We start from the raw sequence: 25,616 nt of genomic DNA on the forward strand, positions 1-25,616 counted from the left end.
CCCGACCCACCCGGGTCGCAGTTCAACGTAACCGTCACAACATCACGAAATAACTGCAACTACGAACTTAAGGAAACTCCATGACCACCACCACCGCACCCGCCCGCGTCCGCTCCGACCGTCTGCTCCGTCTGGCCCTGCGTGCCGACGCCCTCATCAGCGGCAGCGGCGGCGTCATCCTGGCGGCCGCGGCCGGCGCCATCGCAGCGGAATCCGGCATCCCGCGGCCCGCCGTCTACGTGCTGGCTGCCGTCCTCGTCGGCTACGGCGTCGGCGTCTACGGGCTGTCGACCCTGGCCGCGGTGCGTCGTCCCGGCATCGCGGTGGCGATCGCCAACGTGGTGTTCACCATCGCCGCGGTGCTGGCCGTCATCGACGATGTCTGGCCGCTGACGACGACGGGCGTGGCGATGATGATCGTCAGCGCTGTGTACACGCTCGCGATGGCGGAGCTGCAGTACCAGGGCGTCCGTCGCGCCTGACCCTGAGGGATTTGTGCACGATTTTCCGCGCCGACCGCGGAAAATCGTGCACAAATCCCTGTTCAGAGCTTGCGGAGGCGCAGCCGGTTGATGGAGTGGTCGGCGTCTTTGCGCAGCACCAGCGTCGCCCGGGGCCGGGTCGGCAGGATGTTGTGGATCAGGTTGGGCAGGTTGATGGACTGCCAGATGTCGCGGGCGGCGAAGATGGCCTGTTCGTCGGTCAGCGTCGAGTAGTGGTGGAAGTGCGACTGCGGATTCGCGAAGGCGCCCGCCCGCATCGCCAGGAACCGCGATACGTACCACTGCTCGATGTCTTCGATGCGAGCGTCGACGTACACGGAGAAGTCGAACAGGTCCGAGATCATCAGGGCCGGTCCGGTCTGCAGGACGTTGAGGCCCTCGATGATCAGGATGTCGGGGTGCCGGACGACGACCTTCTCGCCGGGCACGATGTCGTAGATCAGGTGCGAGTACACCGGGGCGGACGCCTGATCGGCGCCCGACTTGACCGCGGTGACGAACCGCATCAGCGCGCGACGGTCGTAGCTCTCGGGAAAGCCCTTGCGGTGCATGATCTTTCGCCGCTGGAGCTCGGCGTTCGGATACAGGAAGCCGTCGGTGGTGACGAGGTCGACGCGGGGGTGGTGGCCGAACCGGGCGAGCAGCGCCTGCAGCACGCGGGCGGTCGTCGACTTGCCGACGGCGACGCTGCCGGCCACGCCGATGATGAACGGCACCGGGCGGTCGGGATTCTGCTGCGGCTCGCCGAGGAACTCGGCCGTCGCGGCGAAGAGGCGCTGCCGGGCGGCGACCTGCAGATGGATCAGACGGGCCAGGGGCAGGTAGACCTCTTCGACTTCCAGCAGGTCGAGCTGCTCGCCCATACCGCGCAGGCCCAGCAGCTCATGAGCAGTGAGTTTCAGGGGAGTCGCCATACGCAGCGCGCGCCATTGGCGCCTGTCGAACTCGACGTAGGGACTCGGCTCGCTCGGCCGCGGCATGTGCTCAGTCTTGCAGTCATTGCCGGGCGATGAACGCGGGGGTACCGGCTAACGTGGGCGGGTATGAGCGCTGGGCATATCTCGCTGCCGGTTCCCGACACCGCCGCCGACGGCTTGATCCGCGAATACCTGCTGCTCGGTCTGCGGTTCGACCGCATCGAGGAGGGCTACGTCGACTCGTTCACCGGCGACCCGGCATTGCGGCAGCAGGTCGCCGACGAACCCGCGCCGGACCCCGCGGCGCTGGCCCGGCAGGCCCGCCGGCTGCACGGCGAGGTCGACGCTTCCGGGCTGGACCCGCAGCGTGCGGATTACCTGAAGGCACATCTGCGGGCCCTGGACTGCGCGGGGCGCAAGTTCGCCGGAGAGGACGTCGGCTTCGTCGACGAGGTGCGCGACTACTTCGACGTGTCGATCGCCAAGGGCGACGAGGACCGTTACCGCGAGGCGCATCGCCTGCTCGACGAAGCGCTGGGCGGCAGTGGCCCGCTGGTCGAGCGAATGCAGGCGCACCGGTCCGGCGAGGAGATTCCGCCCGAGCGGCTCGAGGAGTGCATCCACGCGTTCTCGTCCGCGCTGCGTGACCGGGTCCGGGCGGACTTCCCGCTGCCGGACAGCGAGACCATCAACTACGAGATCGTCACCGACAAGCCGTGGTCGGGCTTCAACTATTACGAGGGCAACTACCGGTCGACGGTGGCGGTCAACGCCGACCTCAAGCAGCAGATGTCGAACCTGCCGCGGCTCGTCGCGCACGAGTCGTACCCGGGCCACCACACCGAGCACTGCCGCAAGGAAGCCGGCCTCGTCGAGTTGGGCGGCCAGGCCGAGCAGACGATCTTCCTGGTCAACACCCCGCAGTGCCTGATGGCCGAGGGCCTGGCGGACCTGGCGCTGTACGCCGCGGTGCCCGAGAACTGGGGCGCCTGGGCCGCCGAGATCTACCAGGACCTGGGTCTGCGCTTCGATGGCGAACGCGCAGAAGCGATTTCACAGGCCAGCGCGGCCCTCGCTGACGTCCGCCAGGACGCCGCGCTGATGCTGCACGACGAGCACCGCGACGCCGACGACGTGGTCGCCTTCCTGCAGCGCTGGCTGCTGACGAGCCCGGAGCGGGCCCGGCAGTCCATGCGGTTCCTGTCGTCGCCGCTGTGGCGCGCCTACACGTCGACGTATGTCGAGGGCTACCGGCTGCTGCGCGGCTGGCTCGATGCCCGGCCCGCCGACGTCAGCCTCACCGCGCGGTTCGGCCGTCTGCTCGACGAGCCACTGATCCCGTCGTCCCTGCGGAATTAGGCGCCGACGGTGTGGACCCTGCCGCGGGACAGCGCCGGCAAGGCCATGCCACTCAACGTGCTGTTGGTGGTGTGGATGGCGGTCGGGCGGGGACTGTTCGTCCAGCTGGGCTGGATGACGGTGTTCGTCGTCCTCGTCTCGCCGGTGCTGCTGATCTGCCTGACGATGACGACCAGGATGATCCGGCAGCTGCCCGGGCGGGAGCTGACCCCTGCCCAGACCCGCGCGCAGGTGGCCGTGTGGTCGGCGATGTTCGGCTTCGGCGTGTTCTGCGCAGACGGCGGCGACAGCGGCACCACGTCGTCGATCCTGATGAAACTCCTCGGCGAGCCGTCCTGGTCGGAAACGGTGAGCGAGCTGCTCTGGTCGGCCTGCGTCATTGCCGGACCCGTCGCGTGGTGCGTGCTGTTCTCCAAGCTCACCAAAGGCCTCGCGCCCGTCCAGCCGCCTCACCCACCCACGGGATATCCAGGCCCGGGTCAGGTGAACGGCCACGACCGGCCCTATTAGGCTGAACGCATGACCTTGGATTCGACTGTATCGGGCGCTTCTGCCTCGTCCGGCCTGGGTGCCGGGTACGCCGCCACCGCCAGCGAGGCCTACCAGGCGGCGCTGCGGGTCATCGAGCAGGTTGAGCCCCGCGTCGCCGACGCGACGCGCAAAGAGCTTGCCGACCAACGCAGTTCGCTGAAGCTGATCGCGAGCGAGAACTACGCGTCGCCGGCCGTGCTGCTGACCATGGGCACCTGGTTCTCCGACAAGTACGCCGAGGGCACCGTCGGGCACCGGTTCTACGCCGCCTGCCAGAACGTCGACACCGTCGAGGCCCTCGCCGCCGAGCACGCCCGCGAGCTGTTCGGCGCCCCCTACGCCTACGCGCAGCCGCACTCGGGCATCGATGCCAACCTGGTTGCCTTCTGGGCCATCCTGGCCACCCGTATCGAGGCCCCCGGCCTGGCCGAGCTCGGTGCCAAGCACGTCAACGACCTGTCCGAAGAGGACTGGGAGAAGCTGCGCAACAAGCTGGGCAACCAGCGTCTGCTCGGTATGTCGCTGGACACCGGTGGCCACCTGACGCACGGCTTCCGCCCCAACATCTCGGGCAAGATGTTCCACCAGCGCAGCTACGGGACGGACCCGCAGACCGGCCTCATCGACTACGACGCCGTCGCCGCTGCCGCCCGCGAGTTCAAGCCGCTGGTGTTGGTCGCCGGCTACTCGGCCTACCCGCGCCGCGTGAACTTCGCCAAGATGCGCGAGATCGCCGACGAGGTCGGCGCCACCCTGATGGTCGACATGGCCCACTTCGCGGGTCTGGTGGCCGGCAAGGTGTTCACCGGCGACGAGGACCCGGTGCCGCACGCCCACGTCACCACCACGACGACGCACAAGTCGCTGCGCGGCCCGCGCGGTGGCCTGGTGCTGGCTACCGAGGAATACGCACCGGCCGTCGACAAGGGCTGCCCGATGGTGCTCGGCGGCCCGCTGTCGCACGTGATGGCCGCCAAGGCCGTGGCGCTGGCCGAGGCCCGTCAGCCCGAGTTCCGGAGCTACGCGCAGAACGTCGCCGACAACGCCAAGGCGCTCGCCGAGGGCTTCCTCAAGCGTGGCGCGACGCTGGTCACCGGCGGCACCGACAACCACCTGGTGCTGCTGGACGTGCAGTCGTTCGGCCTGACCGGTCGCCAGGCCGAGTCGGCGCTGCTGGACGCGGGCGTCGTCACCAACCGCAACGCCATCCCGAACGACCCGAACGGCGCCTGGTACACCAGTGGCATCCGCTTCGGCACCCCCGCGCTGACCACGCGCGGCTTCGGCGCCGACGAGTTCGACAAGGTCGCCGAGCTGGTGGTCGACGTGCTGAACAACGCCTCGGCCGACGCCGGCCCGAACGGCCCGTCGAAGGCCAAGTACACGCTGGCCGACGGCACCGCCGATCGCGTCCGCGCGGCCTCGGCCGAGATGCTCGACGCCAACCCGCTGTACCCGGGTCTGACGCTCTGATTTGACGCCGAAAGTGGGGCCTGTGGCCGGAGGATCGCGAGATTCTCGGTCATAGGCCCCACTTTCGTGTGTGCCGCTTGGCGAGAAAACCGATGTGCACGGCGCACACCTCGGTAGCCTGAGCTGCGGCCGAGGAGGTGGCAGATGGGCAGTGAGGTGCTGGCCGCGATCATCGACTATTTCGCCCAGAACAAACATGCCTTCGTCAAGGGCGTGATCGCCGAGAACCTGGACGCCGTGCCCGAACTCAGCGACCCGTCGTTCCATGAGATCGTCGCCGTCAATGCCACCGAGAGCCTGGACCTCTTCCTCGACGTGCTCGCGAACGGCCTTGACCCACAGAGCATCTCGCCGTCCAGCCTCGCCATCGCCAACGTCGAGCGGGCGGTGACCGACGGTGTGCCGCTGACTGCGATCCTGCGGGCATACCGCGTCGGGCATGGCCGCATGCTCAGCACCTGTCTGGCCGAGATGCCGGCCGATGCACCCGGGGCGGCCGAGGCCATGATCGAGGTGGTGAATCTCAGCGGGTCGCACAACGGTCGGGTCACCGAGCAGATCACCGCGCTGTACGAGGACCGGTTGACACAACGTGTCCGCACTGACGAAGCGATCCGGCGGCAGTGGATCACCCGCCTGCTAAATGACTCTGAACCCGATGTGGCGCAAGCGGAATCGGCGCTCGGATACCGGCTGTCTGGCAGTCACCTCGCCGTCGAGGCATGGGCGGACGACACCGCGGACGCCGACGCGTTGCCCAAAGTAGTGACGGTCCTGCGTCAGGTGCTGCCAGGAGTCGATGACGTCCTTGTCTTAGGCGGGGAATCGCAACAGCGCATCTGGTTGCGACTGCCGGCGGCTGCCCGGGTGGACCACGGCCAACTTGCAAAGCGATTGCGGATCAACGGTTTACGGATCGCAGTCGGCCGCCGTGGTGAGGGACTCGACGGCTTCCGGTCGGCGGCCCGCACCGCGGCGCGGGTCAAGGAGCTGGCCCGGTCCGCGCCCGATGCGCCACAGGTCGTGCTCTTCGACGAGGTCGCGTCCATCGCGTTGCTGGCCGATGAGCCGGCGGATCTCGCGGCGTTCGTCGTGACCGTCCTGGGCGGCCTTGCGGACGACGATCCACGGTGCGAGCAGCTACGCGAGACCATCCGGGCGTTCCTGGCTGCCAACTGCAGTTACACCGAGACGGCGAAGCGCACGATGTTCCACCGCAACACCGTCTACCTCCGGGTTCAGCAGGCCGTTGAGCAGTACGGACTCCGGCTTGACGCCGACACCCTCACCATCGCGCTGGCGCTGGAGATTTGCCGCTGGTACGGCGCGCGGGTGCTTTCGCCTGTTTCCTGAGGTCAGCGCTACCGATGTGCATTTTGCACATCTCCTGCGGCAAACGCTGGTCTGAGCACCCATGGATTCAGCACAGCGATCGCTCATATTGTGACGGGGACGACAATTTCGTCGAGCTGTTCACCACATCACACCCCGGGCCTCGCGAGCTGAGTCCGCCAACCCGGGCAGACCCATCACGAAGGGGCGAAGAATGTCTGAGTTGGGCCACATCCGGCCGTCTAAGGAGCAGGCCGCGGCCGGCAACCGAGCCTCGCGTCGGCGCTCGCGGACCCGTAGAGGTATCGCCACGACCGCCGTCGCCGGCGCCATGGTCGCGGCGCTGACCGCCCCGCAGGCGTTCGCCGCGGACGGCTACCAGGCCGTGACAGATCAGATCCTCGCCCAACAGCAGCAGATCATCGCCACCAACAGCAACTATCCGTTCATCAAACCGTCCGACGTGAGTTCGTTGCCGCAATACACCCAGGCCCTGGCGATGGGCGTGCTCTTCGGTGCGCTCAATGAACAGAACCGGATCAACGGCTACGACCGCAACGGTGAATTTCTCACCGCCCCCTGGAACGCGCCGTCTGCCGAGCCTCTGCCGTTCTCGAACGACCCGACGGCGGACAACAAGTACACGCTGCTGGCCGTGCGGGGCGAGTCGTACACGGTGACCATCACGCCTCGCCCTGGCACCAAGGTGGTGACCTTCGTTCCGATGTCGGGGAACATCATGGACGGGAAGTTCATCTCGACCGGTGTCAGCTATGACCTGACGCAATTCACACCGAATGCGGACGGCACGTACACCGTGGTGATCAGTCCGGACCAGCAACCGGGCAACTGGGTGAACAGCACCGGCGCCCAGACGATCCTCATGCGCGATACCACCACCGACTGGGGCATTCCGCACGACACGATCCTCATCAAGCAGCAGAGTTCATCGTCGCAGTTCAAGCTGCCGGTGCTGTCAGAAAGCCAGGTGGCGGCGGTGTTGGCCGGCGTCGCGGACAATGTCTCCGGGTTCAATTCCAGCGTCACGAATAAGGGCATTCAGGCGGTCTGGGCCGCAGTGCCGGAAAACACCTTCACCGTGATCAAGCCGACGACTTCGGCGGTCGGCGGCCCGATTCTGCCGGGGCAATTGACCAGCATCGGACACTTCAACCTGCAGCCAGACCAGGCACTCGTGGTCAAGGTGCCCACCGTTTCGGCCGGCTACGTGGCTGCCCAGCTGACCAATATCTGGCAGCTGGATCTGCCGTATGTGACCGCGCAGAGCAGCCTCAACGGCAGCAACATTTTTCAGGCAGACGACGGTTACACCTATTACGTCGTCAGCGCCACGAACCCCGGCGTCGCGAACTGGCTGGACAACGGAGGCGTCGTCAACGGCTCCGTCACGCTCCGGTTCCAGGACGTCAACGGCACGCTCGACAATAATGCGGTGACGGCCCAAGTAGTCCCGATCTCTGATGTCCGTCTGCACTTGCCGGCCGATACCCCGACCGTCACCCCGCAGCAGTACGCGGCCAGCCTCAAACGGCGGATGTTCGAGTTCAATTACGTGCACAACCAGAACAACGTGCCCACCGGCTGGGCGACGGCCAATCTGGAACTCGATCAGATCAGGGCCGCGGTCGGCACGGACAAGTTCAACGAGATATTCGGCAGCCAGGAAAACGTCCCGTCCGTCCTGGACCGGATCACGCAATCTGCCCTCAACCCGGACTACCTCGACCTCGCCCGCGGCATCTTCGCCAACCCCGCCGGTAGTTTGTCCGCCTTTGTGCAGAACATTCCCTTGGCCGTCCAGGACATTGCGAACCCCATGATCCTGTCGGCACTGCGGTGCGACCTACTCATCAACCAGACCCTCACCCAAATCCGAGCCGGCCTCGCTTCCGGGAACATCACCGCCGTGGTCGCGGCACTGGGTAATGGCGTCCGAGGTCTGGGCACGATCATCAACCAGACCTTGACCGACCCGGGCACCAGCGTCACCGCAGGCTTCCTGAACGCGCGTGACGACCTGTCGGTGGCGCTGAACCGCGCCGACAGCTACTCGCCGTTGACGATGGGCAACATCAAGACGGTCGTCAAGGAGCTCGGAGACCTCGGCCGCACCACAGGGCACATGCTGGTCGGTGGGCTGCGGGGCGCGATCCCCGCGGCCAACTCCACGTCGCAAGCACCGACTGGGGCGCTATCGCCGACCGGGACGCCGGCGCCGACCGCAGCAACATTCGGCGCCGACGTGACTCCGACAGCGAAGACCACACATGAGGCAGACACAACACCGACGGCACAGCCCGCTAGCCCGGCAGCACCGACAGCTGCAGACCCGGCGGGCACTCCGGCGAGCAGCCCTGTGAAACCGTCTGACACCCCGGCAGCCGAGGGGTCGGCCAAGCCGGCGGCCGCCAATGGTAAGAACCAGCAGGCTGACAGCTCGCAAGCGGACACTCCCCGAGGCAAGCGGTCCAAGGACGGAAAGGAATCGAAACCTGCCGGTGGCAAGCCGTCCAAGGCTGCCAAGGGTTCCAGCACTTCCGGCGCCACGCAGACGAGTGGCCCGGAGGACTCCAAACCCGCACAAGGCAAGCAGCGCACTGAAAGCAAGAATTCAGCTTCTGCTGGTGAGGGATCTGGCAGCGAAAAGACCGCAGGCGCAGGTTCGGGCACAGCGAAGTAGCCGTCTGCGGACGAACGGGGACCGGGTGACACCGGTCCCCGTTTGTGCGTGGTTGATTTCAAAAACATGTGAACTCGGGTTACAGTTACTTCATGGCTGAGAAACCAGTTGCCAACGCACTGACCCTCGAGCTCGAGCCCGTGGTGGACACCGAGCTGTCCCGGCACCTCGCGACCGAAGAAGCCTGGTATGCCCATGACTACGTGCCGTTCGAGCAGGGCGAGAACTTCGCCTTCCTCGGTGGCACCGACTGGGACGCCTCGAGCGTCACGCTGCCGAAGTCGGTCACCGATGCGCTGGAAATCCTGCTCATCACCAAGGACAACCTCGCGGGCTACCACCGTGAGCTGGTCGAACACTTCATCCTCGAAGACAAGTGGGGCCGCTGGCTGGGCCGGTGGACCGCCGAGGAGCACCTGCACGCCATCGCGCTGCGCAACTACCTGGTGGTCACCCGTCAGATCGACCCGACCGCCAACGAGGATGTGCGCGTCGAGCACGTCATGAAGGGCTACCGCGCCGACAAGTTCAGCCAGATCGAGACGCTGGTCTTCATGGCGTTCTTCGAGCGGGCGCACGCCGTCTTCACCCGCAACCTGCAGGCCCAGATCGAGGAGCCCGTGCTCGCCGCCATGGCCGGCCGGATCGCCCGGGACGAAGAGCGGCACGAGGAGTTCTTCGCCAACCTGGTCTCGCACCTGCTGGAGACGCACCGCGACAAGACCATCGCCGCCATCGCGGCCCGGGCCGCGGGCCTCGAGGTCATCGGTGCGGACATCGACGCCTATCAGGACAAGGTCCAGGTCGTCGCTGACGCCGGCATCTTCGACGCCGCTGCGCTGAAGACCGTCATCTCCGATCGCATCAAGGCGTGGGGCCTGGGCGACGAACCGTCGCTCGCTCAGTTCATCTAGACGTCACAAAACAGTCACGGCGCGCCGTCAGCGTGGGGCGGCCGCCGGGAGTAGCGTCGCCGGTGATGGCTAGCGAATTGCTCTGCTATCCGGGCGGCACCCAAGAGTTAGGGGCCGGTCCCGGCCCAGGTACCGCTGCGTCCACCGAAGTACTCGTGTGGGGCCGCACGGGCCGAGGAGCGCCACGTGTCTGATTCGCAGGTCCGTACCTACGTGCTCGATACCTCCGTGCTGTTGTCCGATCCCTGGGCCTGCACGCGTTTCGCCGAGCACGAAGTGGTTGTCCCCCTGGTGGTCATCAGTGAGCTGGAGGGTAAACGCCACCACCACGAACTGGGCTGGTTCGCCCGCCAGGCGCTGCGCATGTTCGATGACCTGCGATTGGAGCACGGACGGCTGGACCAGCCGATTCCTGTTGGGACACAAGGTGGAACGCTGCAGGTTGAGCTGAACCACGTCGATCAGTCGGTGTTGCCCACGGGCTTCCGGACCGACACCAACGACCACCGCATCCTCGCCTGCGCGGCCAACCTCGCCGCAGAGGGCAAGCGAGTCACGTTGGTCAGCAAGGACATTCCGCTGCGTGTCAAGGCGGGTGCGGTCGGCCTGGCTGCCGACGAGTACCACGCGCAGGACGTCGTCACCTCCGGCTGGACCGGTATGACCGAGATGGACGCGGCGCCCGAGGACATCGACACGTTGTTCGCCGAGGGTGAGGTCGACCTGCCCGAAGCGCGGGATCTGCCGTGCCACACCGGAATTCGGCTACTCGGCGGCACGTCGCATGCCCTCGGCCGGGTCAATGCCGAGAAGCGCGTGCAGGTGGTTCGTGGTGATCGCGAAGTGTTCGGCCTCCGGGGAAGGTCAGCCGAACAACGTGTCGCCCTCGATCTGCTGCTCGACGAATCCGTCGGCATCGTCTCGCTCGGCGGCAAGGCCGGCACCGGCAAGTCGGCGCTGGCGCTGTGCGCCGGCCTGGAGGCGGTGCTCGAACGTCGCACCCAGCGCAAGGTCGTAGTGTTCCGTCCGCTGTATGCCGTTGGCGGACAAGACCTCGGCTACCTGCCGGGCAGCGAGAGCGAGAAGATGGGCCCGTGGGCGCAGGCCGTCTTCGACACTCTCGAAGGGTTGGCCAGCCCAGCCGTGCTGGAAGAGGTGCTGAGCCGCGGCATGCTGGAAGTGTTGCCGCTGACGCACATTCGCGGTCGCTCGCTGCACGACTCGTTCGTCATCGTCGACGAGGCCCAGTCGCTGGAGCGCAACGTGCTGCTGACGGTGCTCTCGCGCCTCGGTAGCGGTTCGCGAGTGGTTCTCACGCACGACGTCGCCCAGCGCGACAACCTGCGCGTCGGCCGGCACGACGGTGTCGCCGCGGTCATCGAGAAGCTCAAAGGCCACCCCCTGTTCGCGCACATCACGCTGATGCGCAGCGAACGGTCGCCGATTGCCGCATTGGTCACAGAGATGCTCGAGGAGATCAGCCCCGGCACCCTGCCGTGACGTGAGCCGCCGTCGCGATTTGTGCCCGGTTTTCCGCGCTGACCACGGGTTTTCGTGCACAAATCGCGGCGTCGGTAAGGTGATTGGGTGCGACGCGAGAACAAGGCCTGGCCCTATTGGCGAACCGTCCTCGGCGTGTGTGCCGGTGTGACGATCGTCGTGGTGGGGTGCCAGACCGGAAATGTCGCCAAGGCCGACGAGGTCGACTGCAGCAAGTACAAGTGCGTCGCGCTGACGTTCGATGACGGTCCCAGCCCGTACACCGACCGGCTGCTGAAAATCCTGCAGGACAACGACGCCAAGGCGACGTTCTTCGAGATCGGCAACAAGGTCGCCGCCAATCCCGCCGGCGCCAAGCGCGTCGTCGACGCCGGGATGGAGCTGGGCAGCCACACCTGGGAACACCCCAACATGACGACCATCCCGCCGGAGTTCATCGCGGGTCAGTTCAGCAAGGCCAGCGATGCCATCGAGAAAGCCACCGGCCAGCGGCCGAAGCTGGTGCGCACCGCCGGCGGCCTGATCAACGACCAGGTGCTCGCCGAGGCCAAGAAGCAGGGGCTGGCCGACATCAACTGGGACGTCATCCCGTTCGACTGGGCCAACGACTCCAACACCGCCGCCACCCGCTACATGCTGATGACGCAGATCAAGCCGAACTCGGTGGTGCTGTTCCACGACACCTACTCGTCGACGGTCGATCTGGTGCAGCAGTTCATCCCGGTACTGAAGGCCAACGGCTACCACATGGTGACGGTCAGCCACATGATCGGCCCTCGTGAGCCGGGCACGAGCTACGGCAGCCGGGAGAACGGCCCACCGGTCAACGACCTGACCGACATCCCGCCGGCGGAGATTCCGACGCTGCCCAACACGCCGTCGCCGCCGCCGATGCCCAACATCCCGATCACCGACATCCCGGGCGCCAACTCCGGCGGCTCGAACAACGGTCAGTAGCTACGCCGAGCGGCTGCCGCAGAGGTAGGTGCCGCCATCGGAAGTACGTGGCTTCAATCACGACGGGCAGCGGCTGCGGTGACTGAACCCAGGTACTTTTTCCGGCCACCAACGGTCCCTGAGTGCAAAAACCACCGGGACATCGCCCTTGCGATTGAACGCACGGACTTCCTGCCCGGTTCGGCGCCGTGCAGGGGACCCTACGCAGTGGGGAAGCGGTCGACGATCGCGTCGACCATCGCCAGGAGTTCGGCGATGCGCCCGCGCAGCACGTCGAGATGCTTGTCGGCGCCCTGCTTGGCCGCCCGGCGCTCCGTCACCGCCAGCTGCAGGTGCAACTCGGCTAGTTCGTCCTCGAGCAGTTCGATGAACAACCTGGCCTGCAGGACATCCGCATTGCGCTGACCCGGTGATGTCGTCACGAGTTTGAGGACCTCGGCCTGGGGTTTGGGCAGCCGCTCGCCGGCGTGCGTGTGCGGCATGTGGAAGCGGCCGTGCGTCATGCACGGGACGGCATCCAGCCGGGCACCTCGGTGCGAATCGGTGAGGTCGGCCGTCATTGCAACACAATCGCAAATGCACGGGTCGAATCCCGTTTCCCGGCAGTATCTGTCCAGTAAGGAGCTGTTCACATTCGCTTCACCTGCGATGTGAGAAGAGCCCGCGGGAGGGCAGCAAAAAAAGTGCCCCCTTCCGAAGAAGAGGGCACTTTTCTGCGGCTGAGAACTACTCGCCGTCCTTGACCTTCGCCATGGCCAGCACGTCGAGACGCTTGTCCAGCTCGGCCAGGGAGAGGTTCTCGCCGATCAGGCCGCGGTCGATGACCGTCTGCCGGATGGTCTTCTTCTCCTTGAGGGCTTCCTTGGCGACCTTGGCGGCCTCTTCGTAGCCGATCGCCGAGTTCAGCGGCGTCACGATCGACGGCGACGACTCCGCCAGCGTGCGCAGGTGGTCCTCGTTGGCGACGAGGCCGTCGATGCACTTGGACGCGAACAGGCGCGACACATTGGACAGCAGCGTGAAGGACTCCAGCACGTTGCGGGCCATCATCGGGATGTAGACGTTCAGCTCGAAGGCGCCCGACAGGCCGCCGACGGTGACGGCCGCGTCGTTGCCGATGACCTGCGCGGCGACCTGGGTAACCGCTTCGGGCAGAACAGGATTCACCTTGCCCGGCATGATCGAGCTACCCGGCTGCAGGTCCGGCAGCTGGATTTCGCCGAGGCCGGTCAGCGGGCCCGAGCCCATCCAGCGCACGTCGTTGGCGATCTTGGTCAGCGACACCGCGATGGTCTTCAGCGCGCCGGACGCCTCGACGAGTCCGTCGCGGGCGGCCTGGGCCTCGAAAGAGTCTGCGGCGGTGCGCAGTTCGGCGATGCCGGTCTGGTTCACCAGGACCTCGACGACCTTGGCGCCGAAGCCGTCGGGGGCGTTCAGGCCGGTGCCGACGGCGGTGCCGCCGATGGCCAGCTCACCCAGACGGGGCAGCGTCGCCTTGACGCGCTCGATGCCGGCCTCGATCTGACGGGCGTAACCACCGAACTCCTGGCCCAGGGTGACGGGCACCGCGTCCATGAGGTGGGTGCGGCCGGACTTGACGACGGTGCGCCACGCGCGGGCCTTGTTGGCCAGCGACTCGTGCAGCACCTCGAGCGCCGGGATCAGGTGGCGCACAGCGGCTTCCGTCGCCGCGATGTGCGTCGCGGTGGGGAAGGTGTCGTTGGAGCTCTGCGACATGTTGACGTGGTCGTTGGGGTGGACCTCGACGCCGTTACGGGCCGCGATGGAGGCGATGACCTCGTTGGCGTTCATGTTCGAGCTGGTGCCCGAGCCGGTCTGGAACACGTCGATGGGGAACTGGTCGTCGTGCAGCCCGTCGGCGATCTCACCGGCGGCGGCGATGATCGCGTCGGCCTTCTCGGGGTCCAGCAGGCCCAGGTCCTTGTTGACCTGCGCGCAGGCGCCCTTCAGCAGACCCAGCGCGCGGATCTGGGTGCGCTCCAGGCCGCGGAACGAGATGGGGAAGTTCTCCACGGCGCGTTGTGTCTGCGCGCGCCACAGGGCGTTGACCGGAACCCGGACCTCGCCCATGGTGTCGTGCTCGATCCGGTACTCGACATCGTTGTCGGACATGTGCTCCCTTTGGTTGAGGTGAAACGAATTACGGCAGGGGGTGTGCGGCGGAAATATCCCCGGTGAAGTCCACCGCGGAGTATTCGTTGAGCTTGGACAGCCGGTGGTAGGCCTCGATCATCCGGACGGTGCCGGACTTCGAGCGCATCACGATCGACTGCGTGGTGCAACCGCCGGCGAAGTACCGCACACCGTTGAGCAGGTCACCATCGGTGACGCCCGTGGCGCAGAAGAAGACGTTGTCGCCGGCGACCAGGTCTTCGGTGGTCAGCACGCGCTCCAGGTCGTAGCCACGGTCCAGGGCCCGCTGCCGCTCGGCGTCGTCGGTCGGCGCGAGGACGGCCTGGATGGCGCCGCCCATGCAGCGGATGGCGGCCGCGGCGATGATGCCTTCGGGCGTGCCACCGATACCGGCCAGGATGTCGGTGCCGGACTCGGGGCGGCAGGCCGAGATGGCGCCGGCGACGTCGCCGTCGGAGATCAGGCGGATGCGGGCACCGGCCTCGCGAACCTCGCTGATCAGCTGGGCGTGCCGGGGCCGGTCCAGGATGCACACCGTGACATCGGCCACCGACTCGTTGAGGCGCTTGGCGACGCGGCGGATGTTCTCGCCGATGGGTGCGGTGATGTCGATGACGTCGGCGGCGTCCGGTCCGACGGCGATCTTGTTCATGTAGAACACGGCCGACGGGTCGAACATGGTGCCGCGCTCGGAGACCGCGAGCACCGAGATGGCGTTGGGCATGCCCTTGCTCATCAGGGTGGTGCCGTCGACCGGGTCGACGGCGAAGTCGCAGTCCGGACCGTCGCCGTTGCCGACCTCTTCGCCGTTGTAGAGCATCGGGGCGTGGTCCTTCTCGCCCTCGCCGATGACCACTACGCCGCGCATCGAGACCGAATTGACCAGCTCACGCATGGCATCGACGGCCGCACCGTCGCCGCCTTCCTTGTCACCGCGGCCGACCCAGCGGCCGGCGGCCATGGCCCCGGCTTCGGTCACGCGGACCAGTTCGAGGGCGAGGTTGCGGTCTGGGGCTTCTCGGCGCGAAGGCGTCATGCGCCGATTGTCCCATTAGCCATTTGTTGGTGTGCGGTCGGGAGTTGGGATACTGAGCCCTGTGACGTCTCAATCGCCGGAACCCGACGACCAGTCTGTCGCCGCATCTGATGGGCGGCCCGCCGCCGTGCCCAACGCGGTCGCCGAGGGGCAGTCGGTGCCGGTGCCGCGCCCGGCGAAGGACCGGCTGCTGCAGGACGGCCGCGACATGTTCTGGTCCATCGCCCCGCTGGTGGTGGCCTGTGTTGCGCTGGCCGGAATGCTCGGCATGTGTTCGTTCGCGCCGCAGGGGCCGGGTAAGGGCCCGGCGCCGCAGTACGACGCCCCGGCCGCGCTCAAGGCCGACGCCGCCGCGCTGCACATCCCGATCCGGATCCCGGAACTGCCGTCCGGCTGGCACGCCAATTCGGGGTCGCGCGGCGCCATCGAGGCGGGCCGCACCGATCCCGTCACCAAGCAACCCACGCGGGCGCTGATGTCCAGGGTCGGCTATCTGACCGCCTCCGGCATGTTCGTCGCGCTGACTCAGAGCAACGCTGACGAGGAGAAGCTGGTGTCCTCGATCCACAGCGGCATGTATCCGACGGGGGCGCAGGACCTGGGTGGCGTGCACTGGGTGGTGTACGAGGGGGCCGGCGAGGACCAGCAAGGTACCGAGCCGATCTGGACCGCCAAGCTCGACGGGCCGACGGGGCCGGCGCAGGTCGCGGTCAGCGGGTCGGCGAGTCCGGGGGACTATCGGACTCTGGCAGAGGCGACGCAGAAGGCGCAGCCACTGCCGTAGCGGGCTGCTTTCGGCGCATCACAGCGATCAGGCGGGCGAGGCGCCCCGGTGCGCGGGGCTCATCGGGCTCGGGTTCACTCAACGGAACACCTTTGTACACAGCGAGGTACACGCTGATGGTGGTGACGACGACGATCATCAGCACCGGGCCGATCACCAGGCCCAGGAAACCGAACATCGCGATGCCGGAGAACACCGACAGCAGCATCAGCGCGGAGTCCAACCGCGCCGCCTTGGGGACCAGGATCGGCCGGAGCACGTTGTCGATGTTGGTGACCACCAGGATGTGGAACAGGATCACGAACAGGCCGCCGCCGATGTTGCCGAACAGTGCCATGCCGATGCCGAACGGGATGCTGACGATGCCACCACCGAGCGGAATCACCGACAGGGCGCTCAGCAGGATCGCAAAGATGAAGAAGCCGTCGTGGAAGCCGGCGATGTAGATCGAGATCGCGCCGGACACACCCTGCGCCAGTGCGATGACGAACTGGCCGAGGACCGTGCCGCGCACCATGGCGCCCATCTTGGCCAGGTACAGGTCGGTGACGTCCTCGCCGAGTGGGTTGAGCCGCCGGATCAGTAGGACCACGTCATCGCCGTTGACCAGCAGCGAGATGAACACATAGATGAAGATGACGGCACCGGCGAGCGCGCCGAAAAGTCCGCCCGCGGCGGTCTGCAGCACGTTCAGGCCCCACTCGCCCGCGCGCTGCGCAAACGTGATGATCCACTTCTGGACCGACTCCGGCGTCAGGGTCACGTGGTGCAGGTAGGGGATTTGTGACAGCAGGTCGTTGGCGGCTTGCAGCGCCCGAGTGCCCAGCGCGCCCATGTCGTTACGACTCACCCACTGCGACACGTTGCGGATCATGGCGGTGATCTGGACGACGCCGATGGCGACGGCCCCGCTGATCGGCACGACCACGACCAGCAGCGCGGCCAGCAGGGTCAGGGTGGCCGACAGGCCGGTGCTCAGCCGCTTCGACAGCCGACGGAACAACGGGGTGAAAAGGTAGGCCACCACCCCGGCAACGACGACCAGCATGAACTGCCCGCGCAGGAAGTACGCGCCGAATCCGACCGCCAGGACCGTCGCGACGGCGAGGGCCCGTTTCTGGGTGACCGTGAATTCGGTGTCCATGACGGTGATTCTGACGGATTTGCCGCCGGTTGCTACCCCGACGCGAGCTTGAGGAGGTGGCTCATGATGTCGGGGTAGCGCTTGAGATGCGCGCCGCCGTTGAGGTCGAGAACCTCGCCCGTCATCCAGGACGACTGCTCCGAGCACAGGAACAGCACGGCGTTGGCGATGTCCTCGGGGGTGCCGGCGCGGCCCAGCGCGGTGTTCTCGACGTACTCGTCGACGACGCCGGGGATCATCGCGGCGCCTTCGGTCAGGGGAGTGGTCACGAAACCGGGGGCGACGGCGTTGACGCGAATGCCCTTGGGGCCCAACTCCAATGCGGCCACCTCGGTCAGCATCGACAGGCCGGCCTTGGCGGCGCTGTAGGCGCTCATGCCGATGGCGGGCTGGCGGCCGTTGAGCGACGAGATGCACACCAGCGACCCACCCTCACGCAACTTCTGGCCGGCGTATTTGGTGACGATGAACGACCCCGTCAGGCAGCAGTCGACGACGGCGCGGAAGTCCTCGACCGGCATGTCGACGATGAGCCCGAAGGTCGAGAACCCGGCGCAGCTGACGACGGCGTCCAGCTCCCCGGTCTGCTCGAAGACGGCAGCGACGGACGCTTCGTCGGTGACCTCGACGGCGACGGCGGTGTGCGGTGCGCCGAGTTCGGCGGAGCGGGCCTCGGCGAGTTCGGCGTTCCGGTCGGCGATGGTGACGCGGTAGCCCTGCGCGGCCAGTCCTTGGGCGGTGGCCCAGCCGATACCGGATGCCCCACCGACGACGAGGGCGCTGCGCTGTGTGCTCACTGGTTTCTCCTGGCGTGATCGACGGTGGACCCGGCCCAGACGCCGCGGTGTGAACAGATTACATAATCTGTTCACATCTGTGACCGATGCGCGTACTCGCTTCGCGTTCCCGTCAGGAGCGTTCGTCGACGAACTCGACCAACTGAGTGAGGTCGACGCCGGTGGCTTCGGGGGTTGCCGACAGTCGTTCGGCCGGCGCGTCGCTGCGATTGACCCAAAAGGTGCGGTAGCCGAATGCTGCGGCGCCGGCCGCGTCCCAGCCGCCGTGCGCGCTGAATGCGATTTGTGTGCGCGGGATGCCGAATGCATCTTCGCCCAGCTGGTATGCGCGGGGGTCGGGTTTGAACGCTTTGACGCGGTCGGTGCTCAAGTGTGGGCGAAAGACATCGTCCAGCCCTGCGTTCGTGACCCAGGAGTCAAGCATCGTCACGGTGGCGTCGGATAGAAAAGCGAGGTGTAGCCCGCGGTCCTTGAACGTGCGGACCGCAGCCGGGGCATCTGGCCATGGTGTCAATCTGAGCCAAGCGCCCATCAATTGTTCGCGACCGGCGGGATTGAGCCGCAGTTTGCACTGCTGTACCGCGAATTCGAGCGCATCCTCGGTGACGGTCCAGAAGTCGGTGTACGTACCCGACAAGGTGCGCAACCAGGTGTATTCGAATTGCCGGACTCGCCATGCTTCGATCAATGTCGTTCCGGCGCCTGGAAATATGTCCTCGGCGGCATTGTCGATTGGCCTGCGATCAAACACGGTAAACGCGTCGAAGGCGACGGCCCGAATGGGGCCAGGTCGGCCCGGAGCGGCCGACGCTGACGGTGACCGGCCGGCGCTCAGGCCGGCCGCGGCCGTGAGGCCGATGAAGCCTCGGCGCGATAAATCTGCCTTCATATGCCGTCGGCGAGTGGTAGCCGAACCTCGAAGCGTGCGCCCGTTTCGAGGTTGTGAGCCGACAACGTGCCGCGGTGGGCCTGCACCAGACCCGCTGCGATGGCCAGTCCCAAACCGGACCCACTCGGCAGTGACGAATCGGCGCGCGGCACGCGGCCGTTGGACCCCCTATAGGCGACGTCGAACACCCTGGCCAGATCAGCCTCGTCGATACCCACTCCCGTGTCGTCGACGCGGGCCCAGGCGCCGTCGGCGTCGCGGCCCAGCGTCAGCTCGACGCGGCCCCCTTCCGGGGTATGGGCGATGGCGTTGGCCACCAGATTGGACAGCACCCGCACCAACGCCCGGTCACTGCCGATCACTCGGACGGGTTCGGCCGGCAGTTGAGCAGCCAGTTGCACCCCGGCTCGCTCCGCGGCGATCCGGTGGGTAGCCAAGACGTCGTCGACGACTTCATCGAGCGCGACGGTGTCGTGCGCCGGTTGGACCGCGCCGGCATTGATCTTCGACATCTCGAACAGGTCGTCGACCATCTCGGAAAGCCGAATCGATTCCTGCTCAATGTGTTTGGCGTGCGACCGCACCTCGGTACTGTCCACGAGGCCATCGGAGATCGCCTCGGACACCGCTCGGATACCGGCCAGTGGGGTACGCAGGTCGTGGCTGACGAACGCCACCAGGCGGCGCCGGGATTGTTCGGCGGCCCGCTCGGAAGCTCGGATTTCTTGCTCCCACACCGTTCTTCGCGCTTGGTAGCGGGCCAGCATCACCGCCGCGGGGATGGTCACCACCGCGACGATCACCAGCACCACCGCGATGCGCTCGAAGGTCTCGGTGATCATGAAGCCGCTGGCGCCGAGCACGCCGGTGAAGGTCGCGAGGGTTGGAATCAGAACCAGGGCAACCATGCTGACCGCCAGCGACCAGGAGCGAGCCAGGTGGATCAACACGCCGCCGGCTACCACGACGGGAACCGAACAGGCCAGTGCCCAACCGATGATCTCCCACAGGTCAGTTGCCGGCATGATCGTCGTCTCCCCACAGATAGCCGCGCCCCCATACCGTCTGAATCCGATGTGCCGCACCGAGTTTGGCGCGCAGCCGTTTGATGTGCACCGTCACCGTCGATTGGTCGCCAAAATCCCACTGCCACACCAGTTTCAGCAGCTGGTCGCGGGAGTACACAGTGCCGGGATGGGTGAGTAGGAACACCAACAAGTCGAATTCACGGTTGGTTAGACTCACTGCGACGCCGTCGATGCTCACCGAATGTGCGGAAGTCGACACCTGCAGCGCACCGTTCGTGATCTCCAAGGGCCCAGCCAGATCCCGAGCCGGCACCCGTCGTAGCACCGAACGCACCCGCAAGGCGAGCTCGCGGGGGCTGAATGGTTTGGTGAGGTAGTCATCAGCGCCGGCCTCCAAACCGGCGATCCGGTCGTCCTCCTCGCCGAGCGCGGTCAAGAGCATCACCGGCAGTCCGTAGCCGTCGCCGCGGCGCATGCTGCGGCACAATGTCAGCCCGTCGGGTCCGGGCATCATCACGTCGAGCACCGCCATGTCGACACGCTCCGTGTTCAACAGCGCCAGCGCCTCATTGCCGTCACGCGCGATCGAGACATTGTGCCCGTCTCGCTCCAGATACCGACGCACCACATCACGCACGACGGGGTCGTCATCTGCGATCAATACCCTCGTCACACTCGACAGCCTAGCCCGCCAGTAACTCTGGTCATGGCTTCTACCAGCACCTATGTCACAGTTTCGTCATCATTTGACCCTTGGCTGCGGCGCACGGCCCGCTTTACCGTCGGATGATGTCCAGCTCTGCGATCACGGTGATCCTGCCGTGTCTGAACGAGGCCGAGTCGCTGCCCGCGATTCTGGCCGTCCTCCCAAACGGATACCGGGCTCTGGTGGTCGACAACAACAGCACCGACGGGACGGCGACCGTGGCGCGGGCCCACGGCGCCGACGTGATCACCGAACTGGAGCCCGGATACGGTGCGGCGGTCCATGCCGGCGTGCTGGCAGCGCAGACGTCGACGGTTGCGGTGCTCGACGCCGACGGGTCGCTGGACCCGCGGGCGTTGCCGTATCTGGTTGCGATGCTCGACCGCGGTGCCGACCTGGTCATCGGGCGGCGCCGCGCGGTTCCCGGGCTACGTTGGCACTGGCATGCCCGCCTGGGCACCGCCGTGGTGTGTTGGCGATTGCGGACCCGATACAGGTTGCCGGTGCACGACATTGCGCCCATGCGGGTGGCCCGGCGCGAGGCGCTGCTGGGTCTCGGTATCGCGGATCGTCGATTCGGCTATCCGCTGGAACTGTTGGTGCGCGCGGGGCAGGCGGGCTGGCAGGTAGTTGAAACCGATGTCAGCTATGGCCCGCGCACCGGCGGCGAGTCGAAAGTGAGCGGTTCGTTGCGTGGCAGTTTTCTTGCCGCACTGGACTTCTGGCGGGTGATCTCATGACCGTTCCCGTGACTGTGCTGGTGGTGGCGAAGGCTCCGGTACCTGGTCTGGCCAAAACCCGGTTGGCCCACACATTGGGTGCGGAGGGAGCGGCGGATCTCGCCGCCGCCGCGCTGTTGGACACTCTGGACGCGGTGGCCGCGACGCCGACCGTCGCGCGCATGGTGGCGTTGACCGGCGATCTTGCGTCCGCGCGGGGGGCCGCCGCGATCCGGGAACGGCTGGCAGAATTCACCGTTGTTCCCCAGCGTGGCAATGATTTTGGTGAGCGCTTGGCCAATGCGCACCACGATGCGGCGTGCCTCGGATACCCGGTGCTGCAGATCGGCATGGACACCCCGCAGGTGACTGCCAAGTTGCTGACGGCGTGCGCACTTCGGTTGCTTCGCGCCGACTCGGTGCTGGGGCCGGCCAGCGATGGTGGTTGGTGGCTGCTCGGGCTGCACAACGGCGTCGGCGCCGACAGCCTGCGTACGGTTCCGATGTCGCAAGCCGATACCGGGGCCCGGACACAGCGCGCTTTGGCGCACGCCGGCCTGACCGTGGATTTGGTGACCGAACTGTCGGATGTCGACGTCATCGACGACATCGCCGTAGTGCGGGCGCGCTGTCCGCAGGGCAGTCGGTTCCGGAGCCTTACTGCGGCGATCGGGGTGTGACGTGTTCGGAAACCTGTATGAGCGCGCACTGGTCGGGGAGCGGTGCTGGGTCCGCCAGGACGACGGCAGTCGGCAACGTCTGCCCGTGCACAACTGGCTGGGCGGTCGCCGGGCGGATCGGAGGTTTGATCGGGCAGTTCTGGCATTGTGCGACGGGCCGACCATCGACCTCGGGTGCGGACCAGGTCGGCTGGTGGCCGATCTGATTCGGCGCGGCGTGCCGGCGCTCGGCGTCGACCAGTCCGCCACCGCCGTCGAACTTGCACGGCGCAGCGGCGCTCCGGCGTTGCGCCGCGATGTCTTCGACCCGCTCCCAGGCATGGGCCGCTGGCAGACAGTGCTGCTGGCGGACGGTAACGTCGGGCTGGGCGGTGACCCGACGCGCGTGCTTCGCCGGGCTGCCGATCTGCTTCGGCGCGGAGGCCTGTGTATCGCCGAATTCGACTCGGCCCCAAGCGGAGTGATAACTCGATGGGTGCGGCTGGAATCGGCGCGGACGGTTGGTCCGTGGTTTCGGTGGGCGACGGTCGGAGTCGACAGCGCGCCCAGGATCGCCGGCGACGCCGGCCTGAAGGTCGTCGATATGCACCCGGTCGGGGACCGGATGCTCGCGAGTCTGGCGTTGCGATGAGCGGCACGGAACTACGCAGCACCGCCGTCACCGCGCGGGTCGGCATGATGCTCGGCATCGCGGTCACGCTGTGTTTCGTCACCGGGTTGATCAGCCACTTCATCCAGCATCCGCAACCGTGGTTCTACTGGCCCGCGCATCCGGTCTGGCTGTACCGGCTGACGCAGGGCACGCACGTCGCCTCTGGTATCGCGGCGATTCCGCTGACCGTCGTCAAGCTGTGGTCGGTGTGGCCCAAGCTGTTCGAACGTCCCATCATTGGCGGCGTCGCCAAACAGCTCGAGCGCGCCTCCATCCTGGTCCTGGTGGGGGCGATGCTGTTCGAGCTCTCCACCGGTCTGCTGAACATCGCGCAGTGGTACGTCTTCAAGTTCTTTTTCACCACGTCGCATTACGCGGTGGCCTACCTCGCGGCGGGTGCGGTCCTGGTGCACATTGCGGTGAAGCTGCCGGTGATCCGGCGGGCTCTTGGCGAACCGCTCGGCGATGTCGCGACCGGCGGTGCGGTTGGGCCGACGCGGCGCAGCGTGTTGTTGGGTACCGGGGCGGCGGTCGCGGTCGCGACGGTGGCGACGGTCGGGCAGAGTGTCGGATGGCTACGTGGGGTGTCGTTGCTGTCGCCACGCTCCGGTAAAGGGCCGCAAGGTATTCCGGTGAATCGGACAGCGGTCGCGGCCGGCGTGCTGCAAGCTGCTGGGTCGCCGAATTATCGGCTCACCGTCGTCAACGGCGCCCGTAGTCGAGCGTTCTCGGTGGCTGAACTCAATGCCATGCCGCAGAGGACATTCCACCTGCCGATCGCCTGTGTCGAAGGCTGGAGTGCCGACGCCGAGTGGACCGGCGTGGTGCTCGCGGACCTGATCGCCATGGTGGGCGGGTCGCCGCAGGCCGACGTGCGGATGGATTCGCTGGAGCCGCCCGGCCCGTATTCGCGCACCGTGCTGCCCGCGCGTCATGCCCGGGATGGTCAGACGTTGGTCGCGCTCAAACTGAATGGGGAGACGCTGCATCCGGACCACGGATACCCATGTCGGCTCATCGCTCCGTCGAGACCTGGTGTGTTGCAGACCAAATGGCTGTCCCGGATCGAGGTGATGCAATGAGGGCCACTCGGGTGCTTCTGATGATCTCAGGGCTGGCGCTGGCCGGGTACGGCGTGACCCTGGTGTTCGAGAATCCGCCGGTGATCATGATGCGCATGGCGGTGTGGGCGTTGGTCGCGGTCGCCGTGCACGACGTGGTGTTCGCTCCGCTGTGCGTGGCGCTGGGCTTCGCGGCGCGCCGGATACTTCCGGTCAGGTGGCAGGCGCCGGTCGCGGTGGCCGCGTTGTGTTCAGCGGTGCTTGGCCTGCTTGCGATCCCGGTCTTCGACAAGCCAGGCATGCACCTGGACAACATGACTGTGCTGGATCGTGATTACCATGCCGGACTGTGGATTTCACTGGCCCTGGTGTGGGCGTGCGTGCCCGGCTATCTGGTGGCCAGGCGGCTGCTACCAGTTCGTCAGAATCAGGTGGTTGAGGGCCAGTGCGCCGATGACGTTGGCGGCCAGCCACCAGCGCCGTGACGGCGCCGGCAGTAGCGCGCCGGCGGCGGTCAGCCAGACGGTGAACGGCAGCCAGATCCGTTCGGTTTCAGCCTTGCTCAGCATGCTCAGGTCGGCACACGTGATGGCCAACAGTGCGGCGAGCGTCAATAGGTGGATGCCGCTTCGGCGGTGAAGCGCGACGCGGTCGAATGCCAGGCTCAGCCCGGCGACGCTGCCCAGGCCGATGGCGCACACCACAGAAGCCAGGTTCGCCCACGACCAGTACTGAAATGGGCGGTTCATGGCGATGCCCTGCCAATACCGTTGCTGCACCAGGGTATAACCGTCGAACCACCAGAAGCCCGTCGCGGCGAACGCGCCGACCACGGCCAGCGCCGCCACCGTCGCGGGCGCGAGGACTCGGACCGCTGTGCGGCGGTCCGGCGCCGTGATCAGCACCGCGACAGCCGGTATCGCCATCAGACCGAGACCGTAGTTCAGGAAGATGCCCCAGCCCAGCAGCAGGCCCGCGCCGGCGCCGGTAAGGATCGGGTGTCGGTCACGCGTCGCGAGCGCCAGCAGAGCGATTCCCCAGGCGGCGATACCGGCGTAGTAACCGTCGGCGGACACGGCAATCCAGATGGCAGTCGGGGCGACTGCGACGAAGGGTGCGGCGGCTCGGGCCGTCGCCTCACCGGACAGAACGCGCAGCGTCACGACGATGGCTGCCGCGGCACTGGATCCGACCAGTAGGCACCAGAGGCCGGCCCAGGCGCCGCCGCCCAGCCCGATGCGATCCAGCCATACAAATGTCAGCAATGCGCCGGGCGGGTGGCCCGAAACGTGGGTGATCCACGAATGTGGTTGGTAATCGAGGATTCTGGACGAGAAGGTGCGCAAAGCCTCAGGGATGTCGGTGATGCTCGGCACTTGTCGGAGGTATTCGTGCTGCGCCGTCAGGCGCCCTGCGAAACCCCGCTGCCAGCCGTCGACCATGGCCAACGAGAATGCCCAGGAGCAGGAGACAGCCCATGCGGTCAGTGGTACTGCGCGCCACGGTAATCGCGCGGCGACTGGCTGTCCCCACAGCACCGCGGCCATTGCGATCAGCGCTGCAGGTGCCGTACCCCAGCCGATGTGCGCGTTCCACCAGCCGAAGATGGGTGCAGTCTGTGCGAAACTTCGGATCTGGGCTGGGGTGCTGTTGATCAGCGGGGTGACGATCCCCAGATGCAGCGGCGGCACCGCGAACGCGACGACCACGAGCGTCAGCCCCACGACGGCGGCCGTTGCTGTCCTTCGGCGAATGTTCACGGCTGCCAGCCTAAGAGTG

The 25,616-nt window shown here is 66.7% G+C and carries 25 protein-coding genes; 15 read left to right on the top strand and 10 right to left on the bottom strand.

Translation table 11 applies throughout. From position 1 onward, the window contains the following. Window positions 1-80 precede the first annotated feature (80 nt). Window positions 81-482, top strand: coding sequence for a hypothetical protein (locus tag ACJH6J_RS24335; protein ID WP_318986887.1), 402 nt, complete (start codon window positions 81-83; stop codon window positions 480-482). Window positions 483-544: 62 nt separating this feature from the next. Here ACJH6J_RS24335 and coaA read toward each other — a convergent pair whose 3' ends face one another. Further along, entirely contained in the window at window positions 545-1,483 is a 939-nt protein-coding gene (gene coaA, locus ACJH6J_RS24340; RefSeq protein ID WP_133425516.1) for a type I pantothenate kinase, read from the bottom strand. Window positions 1,484-1,546: 63 nt separating this feature from the next. Here coaA and ACJH6J_RS24345 point away from each other — a divergent pair, with 63 nt between their 5' ends. The 8 genes from ACJH6J_RS24345 (at window position 1,547) to ACJH6J_RS24380 (ending at window position 12,187) form a co-directional block, all read left to right on the top strand. Beyond that, window positions 1,547-2,779 carry a DUF885 domain-containing protein gene (locus tag ACJH6J_RS24345; RefSeq protein ID WP_406804652.1) on the top strand — a complete coding sequence of 411 codons (1,233 nt, stop codon included), beginning with the start codon at window positions 1,547-1,549 and terminating at the stop codon, window positions 2,777-2,779. 9 nt (window positions 2,780-2,788) lie between these two features. After that, on the top strand, window positions 2,789-3,289 hold the full coding sequence (locus ACJH6J_RS24350) for a hypothetical protein (RefSeq protein WP_346415200.1): 501 nt from the start codon (window positions 2,789-2,791) through the stop codon (window positions 3,287-3,289). A gap of 9 nt (window positions 3,290-3,298) precedes the next feature. Next, on the top strand, window positions 3,299-4,783 hold the full coding sequence (locus ACJH6J_RS24355) for a glycine hydroxymethyltransferase (RefSeq protein WP_346415199.1): 1,485 nt from the start codon (window positions 3,299-3,301) through the stop codon (window positions 4,781-4,783). A gap of 144 nt (window positions 4,784-4,927) precedes the next feature. After that, a complete protein-coding gene (locus ACJH6J_RS24360; RefSeq protein ID WP_406804653.1) occupies window positions 4,928-6,136 on the top strand; it encodes a PucR family transcriptional regulator in 1,209 nt (402 codons plus the stop codon). Window positions 6,137-6,329: 193 nt separating this feature from the next. Continuing rightward, complete coding sequence (locus tag ACJH6J_RS24365) at window positions 6,330-8,816, top strand: hypothetical protein (protein ID WP_406804654.1); 2,487 nt, start codon at window positions 6,330-6,332, stop codon at window positions 8,814-8,816. 92 nt (window positions 8,817-8,908) lie between these two features. Continuing rightward, entirely contained in the window at window positions 8,909-9,730 is an 822-nt protein-coding gene (locus ACJH6J_RS24370) for an acyl-ACP desaturase (RefSeq protein ID WP_406804655.1), read from the top strand. Window positions 9,731-9,916: 186 nt separating this feature from the next. Beyond that, window positions 9,917-11,230, top strand: coding sequence for a PhoH family protein (locus ACJH6J_RS24375; protein WP_073696245.1), 1,314 nt, complete (start codon window positions 9,917-9,919; stop codon window positions 11,228-11,230). An 87-nt stretch (window positions 11,231-11,317) separates the two neighbouring features. Continuing rightward, window positions 11,318-12,187, top strand: coding sequence for a polysaccharide deacetylase family protein (locus ACJH6J_RS24380; RefSeq protein ID WP_406804656.1), 870 nt, complete (start codon window positions 11,318-11,320; stop codon window positions 12,185-12,187). A 200-nt stretch (window positions 12,188-12,387) separates the two neighbouring features. On the opposite strand, the gene ACJH6J_RS24385 is transcribed toward ACJH6J_RS24380, so the two are convergent. From ACJH6J_RS24385 to glpX, 3 genes are all read right to left on the bottom strand, one after another. After that, complete coding sequence (locus ACJH6J_RS24385; RefSeq protein ID WP_406784777.1) at window positions 12,388-12,747, bottom strand: hypothetical protein; 360 nt, start codon at window positions 12,745-12,747, stop codon at window positions 12,388-12,390. A gap of 166 nt (window positions 12,748-12,913) precedes the next feature. After that, the gene (locus tag ACJH6J_RS24390; RefSeq protein WP_135355679.1) at window positions 12,914-14,320 is read right to left on the bottom strand and encodes a class II fumarate hydratase; all 1,407 of its coding nucleotides are present in this window, start codon (window positions 14,318-14,320) and stop codon (window positions 12,914-12,916) included. 28 nt (window positions 14,321-14,348) lie between these two features. Then, the gene (glpX, locus tag ACJH6J_RS24395; protein ID WP_061001746.1) at window positions 14,349-15,377 is read right to left on the bottom strand and encodes a class II fructose-bisphosphatase; all 1,029 of its coding nucleotides are present in this window, start codon (window positions 15,375-15,377) and stop codon (window positions 14,349-14,351) included. A 127-nt stretch (window positions 15,378-15,504) separates the two neighbouring features. Here glpX and ACJH6J_RS24400 point away from each other — a divergent pair, with 127 nt between their 5' ends. Then, a complete protein-coding gene (locus ACJH6J_RS24400) occupies window positions 15,505-16,161 on the top strand; it encodes a DUF4245 domain-containing protein (protein WP_293013400.1) in 657 nt (218 codons plus the stop codon). Here the strand turns inward: ACJH6J_RS24400 and ACJH6J_RS24405 are convergent. The 5 genes from ACJH6J_RS24405 to ACJH6J_RS24425 form a co-directional block, all read right to left on the bottom strand. After that, window positions 16,088-17,305, bottom strand: a complete 1,218-nt coding sequence (locus ACJH6J_RS24405) for an AI-2E family transporter (RefSeq protein ID WP_073696240.1) — start codon at window positions 17,303-17,305, stop codon at window positions 16,088-16,090. The genes ACJH6J_RS24400 and ACJH6J_RS24405 overlap by 74 nt on opposite strands. 32 nt (window positions 17,306-17,337) lie before the next feature. Beyond that, window positions 17,338-18,102: an SDR family NAD(P)-dependent oxidoreductase gene (locus ACJH6J_RS24410; RefSeq protein ID WP_212812748.1), complete on the bottom strand. Its 765-nt coding sequence runs from the start codon at window positions 18,100-18,102 to the stop codon at window positions 17,338-17,340. Window positions 18,103-18,214: 112 nt separating this feature from the next. Next, entirely contained in the window at window positions 18,215-18,991 is a 777-nt protein-coding gene (locus tag ACJH6J_RS24415) for a haloacid dehalogenase type II (protein ID WP_073696238.1), read from the bottom strand. Next, the gene (locus ACJH6J_RS24420; RefSeq protein ID WP_073696237.1) at window positions 18,988-20,016 is read right to left on the bottom strand and encodes a cell wall metabolism sensor histidine kinase WalK; all 1,029 of its coding nucleotides are present in this window, start codon (window positions 20,014-20,016) and stop codon (window positions 18,988-18,990) included. Before ACJH6J_RS24420 ends, ACJH6J_RS24415 begins: the two co-directional genes overlap by 4 nt. Continuing rightward, window positions 20,003-20,692 carry a response regulator transcription factor gene (locus ACJH6J_RS24425; RefSeq protein WP_073696236.1) on the bottom strand — a complete coding sequence of 230 codons (690 nt, stop codon included), beginning with the start codon at window positions 20,690-20,692 and terminating at the stop codon, window positions 20,003-20,005. Before ACJH6J_RS24425 ends, ACJH6J_RS24420 begins: the two co-directional genes overlap by 14 nt. 116 nt (window positions 20,693-20,808) lie before the next feature. On the opposite strand from ACJH6J_RS24425, the gene ACJH6J_RS24430 reads away from it, so the two are divergent. Genes ACJH6J_RS24430 through ACJH6J_RS24450 form a run of 5 tightly spaced genes read left to right on the top strand, consistent with a single transcriptional unit; the run spans window position 20,809 to window position 24,322 of the window. Next, the gene (locus tag ACJH6J_RS24430; protein ID WP_083612319.1) at window positions 20,809-21,465 is read left to right on the top strand and encodes a glycosyltransferase family 2 protein; all 657 of its coding nucleotides are present in this window, start codon (window positions 20,809-20,811) and stop codon (window positions 21,463-21,465) included. Continuing rightward, window positions 21,462-22,124: a DUF2064 domain-containing protein gene (locus ACJH6J_RS24435; RefSeq protein ID WP_073696234.1), complete on the top strand. Its 663-nt coding sequence runs from the start codon at window positions 21,462-21,464 to the stop codon at window positions 22,122-22,124. The genes ACJH6J_RS24430 and ACJH6J_RS24435 overlap by 4 nt, the downstream gene beginning before the upstream one ends. Window position 22,125: 1 nt before the next feature. Further along, window positions 22,126-22,755, top strand: a complete 630-nt coding sequence (locus ACJH6J_RS24440; protein ID WP_133425525.1) for a methyltransferase domain-containing protein — start codon at window positions 22,126-22,128, stop codon at window positions 22,753-22,755. Then, complete coding sequence (locus tag ACJH6J_RS24445; RefSeq protein WP_133425526.1) at window positions 22,752-23,858, top strand: molybdopterin-dependent oxidoreductase; 1,107 nt, start codon at window positions 22,752-22,754, stop codon at window positions 23,856-23,858. Before ACJH6J_RS24440 ends, ACJH6J_RS24445 begins: the two co-directional genes overlap by 4 nt. Beyond that, complete coding sequence (locus ACJH6J_RS24450; RefSeq protein WP_133425527.1) at window positions 23,855-24,322, top strand: hypothetical protein; 468 nt, start codon at window positions 23,855-23,857, stop codon at window positions 24,320-24,322. The genes ACJH6J_RS24445 and ACJH6J_RS24450 overlap by 4 nt, the downstream gene beginning before the upstream one ends. Here the strand turns inward: ACJH6J_RS24450 and ACJH6J_RS24455 are convergent. Further along, complete coding sequence (locus tag ACJH6J_RS24455) at window positions 24,248-25,597, bottom strand: hypothetical protein (RefSeq protein WP_133425528.1); 1,350 nt, start codon at window positions 25,595-25,597, stop codon at window positions 24,248-24,250. The two genes, ACJH6J_RS24450 and ACJH6J_RS24455, sit on opposite strands and share 75 nt — an antisense overlap. Window positions 25,598-25,616: the final 19 nt, after the last annotated feature.

This window comes from Mycobacterium sp. SMC-18 (assembly GCF_045310895.1).
Classification (GTDB): domain Bacteria; phylum Actinomycetota; class Actinomycetes; order Mycobacteriales; family Mycobacteriaceae; genus Mycobacterium.

What these genes read in the sequence shown, in the direction of transcription:
- ACJH6J_RS24335 (WP_318986887.1), top strand. Translation starts at nt 81, where the DNA reads ATGACCACCACCACCGCACCCGCCCGCGTCCGCTCCGACCGTCTGCTC.
- coaA (WP_133425516.1), bottom strand. Translation starts at nt 1,483, where the DNA reads ATGCCGCGGCCGAGCGAGCCGAGTCCCTACGTCGAGTTCGACAGGCGC.
- ACJH6J_RS24345 (WP_406804652.1), top strand. Translation starts at nt 1,547, where the DNA reads ATGAGCGCTGGGCATATCTCGCTGCCGGTTCCCGACACCGCCGCCGAC.
- ACJH6J_RS24355 (WP_346415199.1), top strand. Translation starts at nt 3,299, where the DNA reads ATGACCTTGGATTCGACTGTATCGGGCGCTTCTGCCTCGTCCGGCCTG.
- ACJH6J_RS24360 (WP_406804653.1), top strand. Translation starts at nt 4,928, where the DNA reads ATGGGCAGTGAGGTGCTGGCCGCGATCATCGACTATTTCGCCCAGAAC.
- ACJH6J_RS24365 (WP_406804654.1), top strand. Translation starts at nt 6,330, where the DNA reads ATGTCTGAGTTGGGCCACATCCGGCCGTCTAAGGAGCAGGCCGCGGCC.
- ACJH6J_RS24370 (WP_406804655.1), top strand. Translation starts at nt 8,909, where the DNA reads ATGGCTGAGAAACCAGTTGCCAACGCACTGACCCTCGAGCTCGAGCCC.
- ACJH6J_RS24385 (WP_406784777.1), bottom strand. Translation starts at nt 12,747, where the DNA reads ATGACGGCCGACCTCACCGATTCGCACCGAGGTGCCCGGCTGGATGCC.
- ACJH6J_RS24390 (WP_135355679.1), bottom strand. Translation starts at nt 14,320, where the DNA reads ATGTCCGACAACGATGTCGAGTACCGGATCGAGCACGACACCATGGGC.
- glpX (WP_061001746.1), bottom strand. Translation starts at nt 15,377, where the DNA reads ATGACGCCTTCGCGCCGAGAAGCCCCAGACCGCAACCTCGCCCTCGAA.
- ACJH6J_RS24405 (WP_073696240.1), bottom strand. Translation starts at nt 17,305, where the DNA reads ATGGACACCGAATTCACGGTCACCCAGAAACGGGCCCTCGCCGTCGCG.
- ACJH6J_RS24415 (WP_073696238.1), bottom strand. Translation starts at nt 18,991, where the DNA reads ATGAAGGCAGATTTATCGCGCCGAGGCTTCATCGGCCTCACGGCCGCG.
- ACJH6J_RS24420 (WP_073696237.1), bottom strand. Translation starts at nt 20,016, where the DNA reads ATGCCGGCAACTGACCTGTGGGAGATCATCGGTTGGGCACTGGCCTGT.
- ACJH6J_RS24430 (WP_083612319.1), top strand. Translation starts at nt 20,809, where the DNA reads ATGTCCAGCTCTGCGATCACGGTGATCCTGCCGTGTCTGAACGAGGCC.
- ACJH6J_RS24435 (WP_073696234.1), top strand. Translation starts at nt 21,462, where the DNA reads ATGACCGTTCCCGTGACTGTGCTGGTGGTGGCGAAGGCTCCGGTACCT.
- ACJH6J_RS24445 (WP_133425526.1), top strand. Translation starts at nt 22,752, where the DNA reads ATGAGCGGCACGGAACTACGCAGCACCGCCGTCACCGCGCGGGTCGGC.
- ACJH6J_RS24450 (WP_133425527.1), top strand. Translation starts at nt 23,855, where the DNA reads ATGAGGGCCACTCGGGTGCTTCTGATGATCTCAGGGCTGGCGCTGGCC.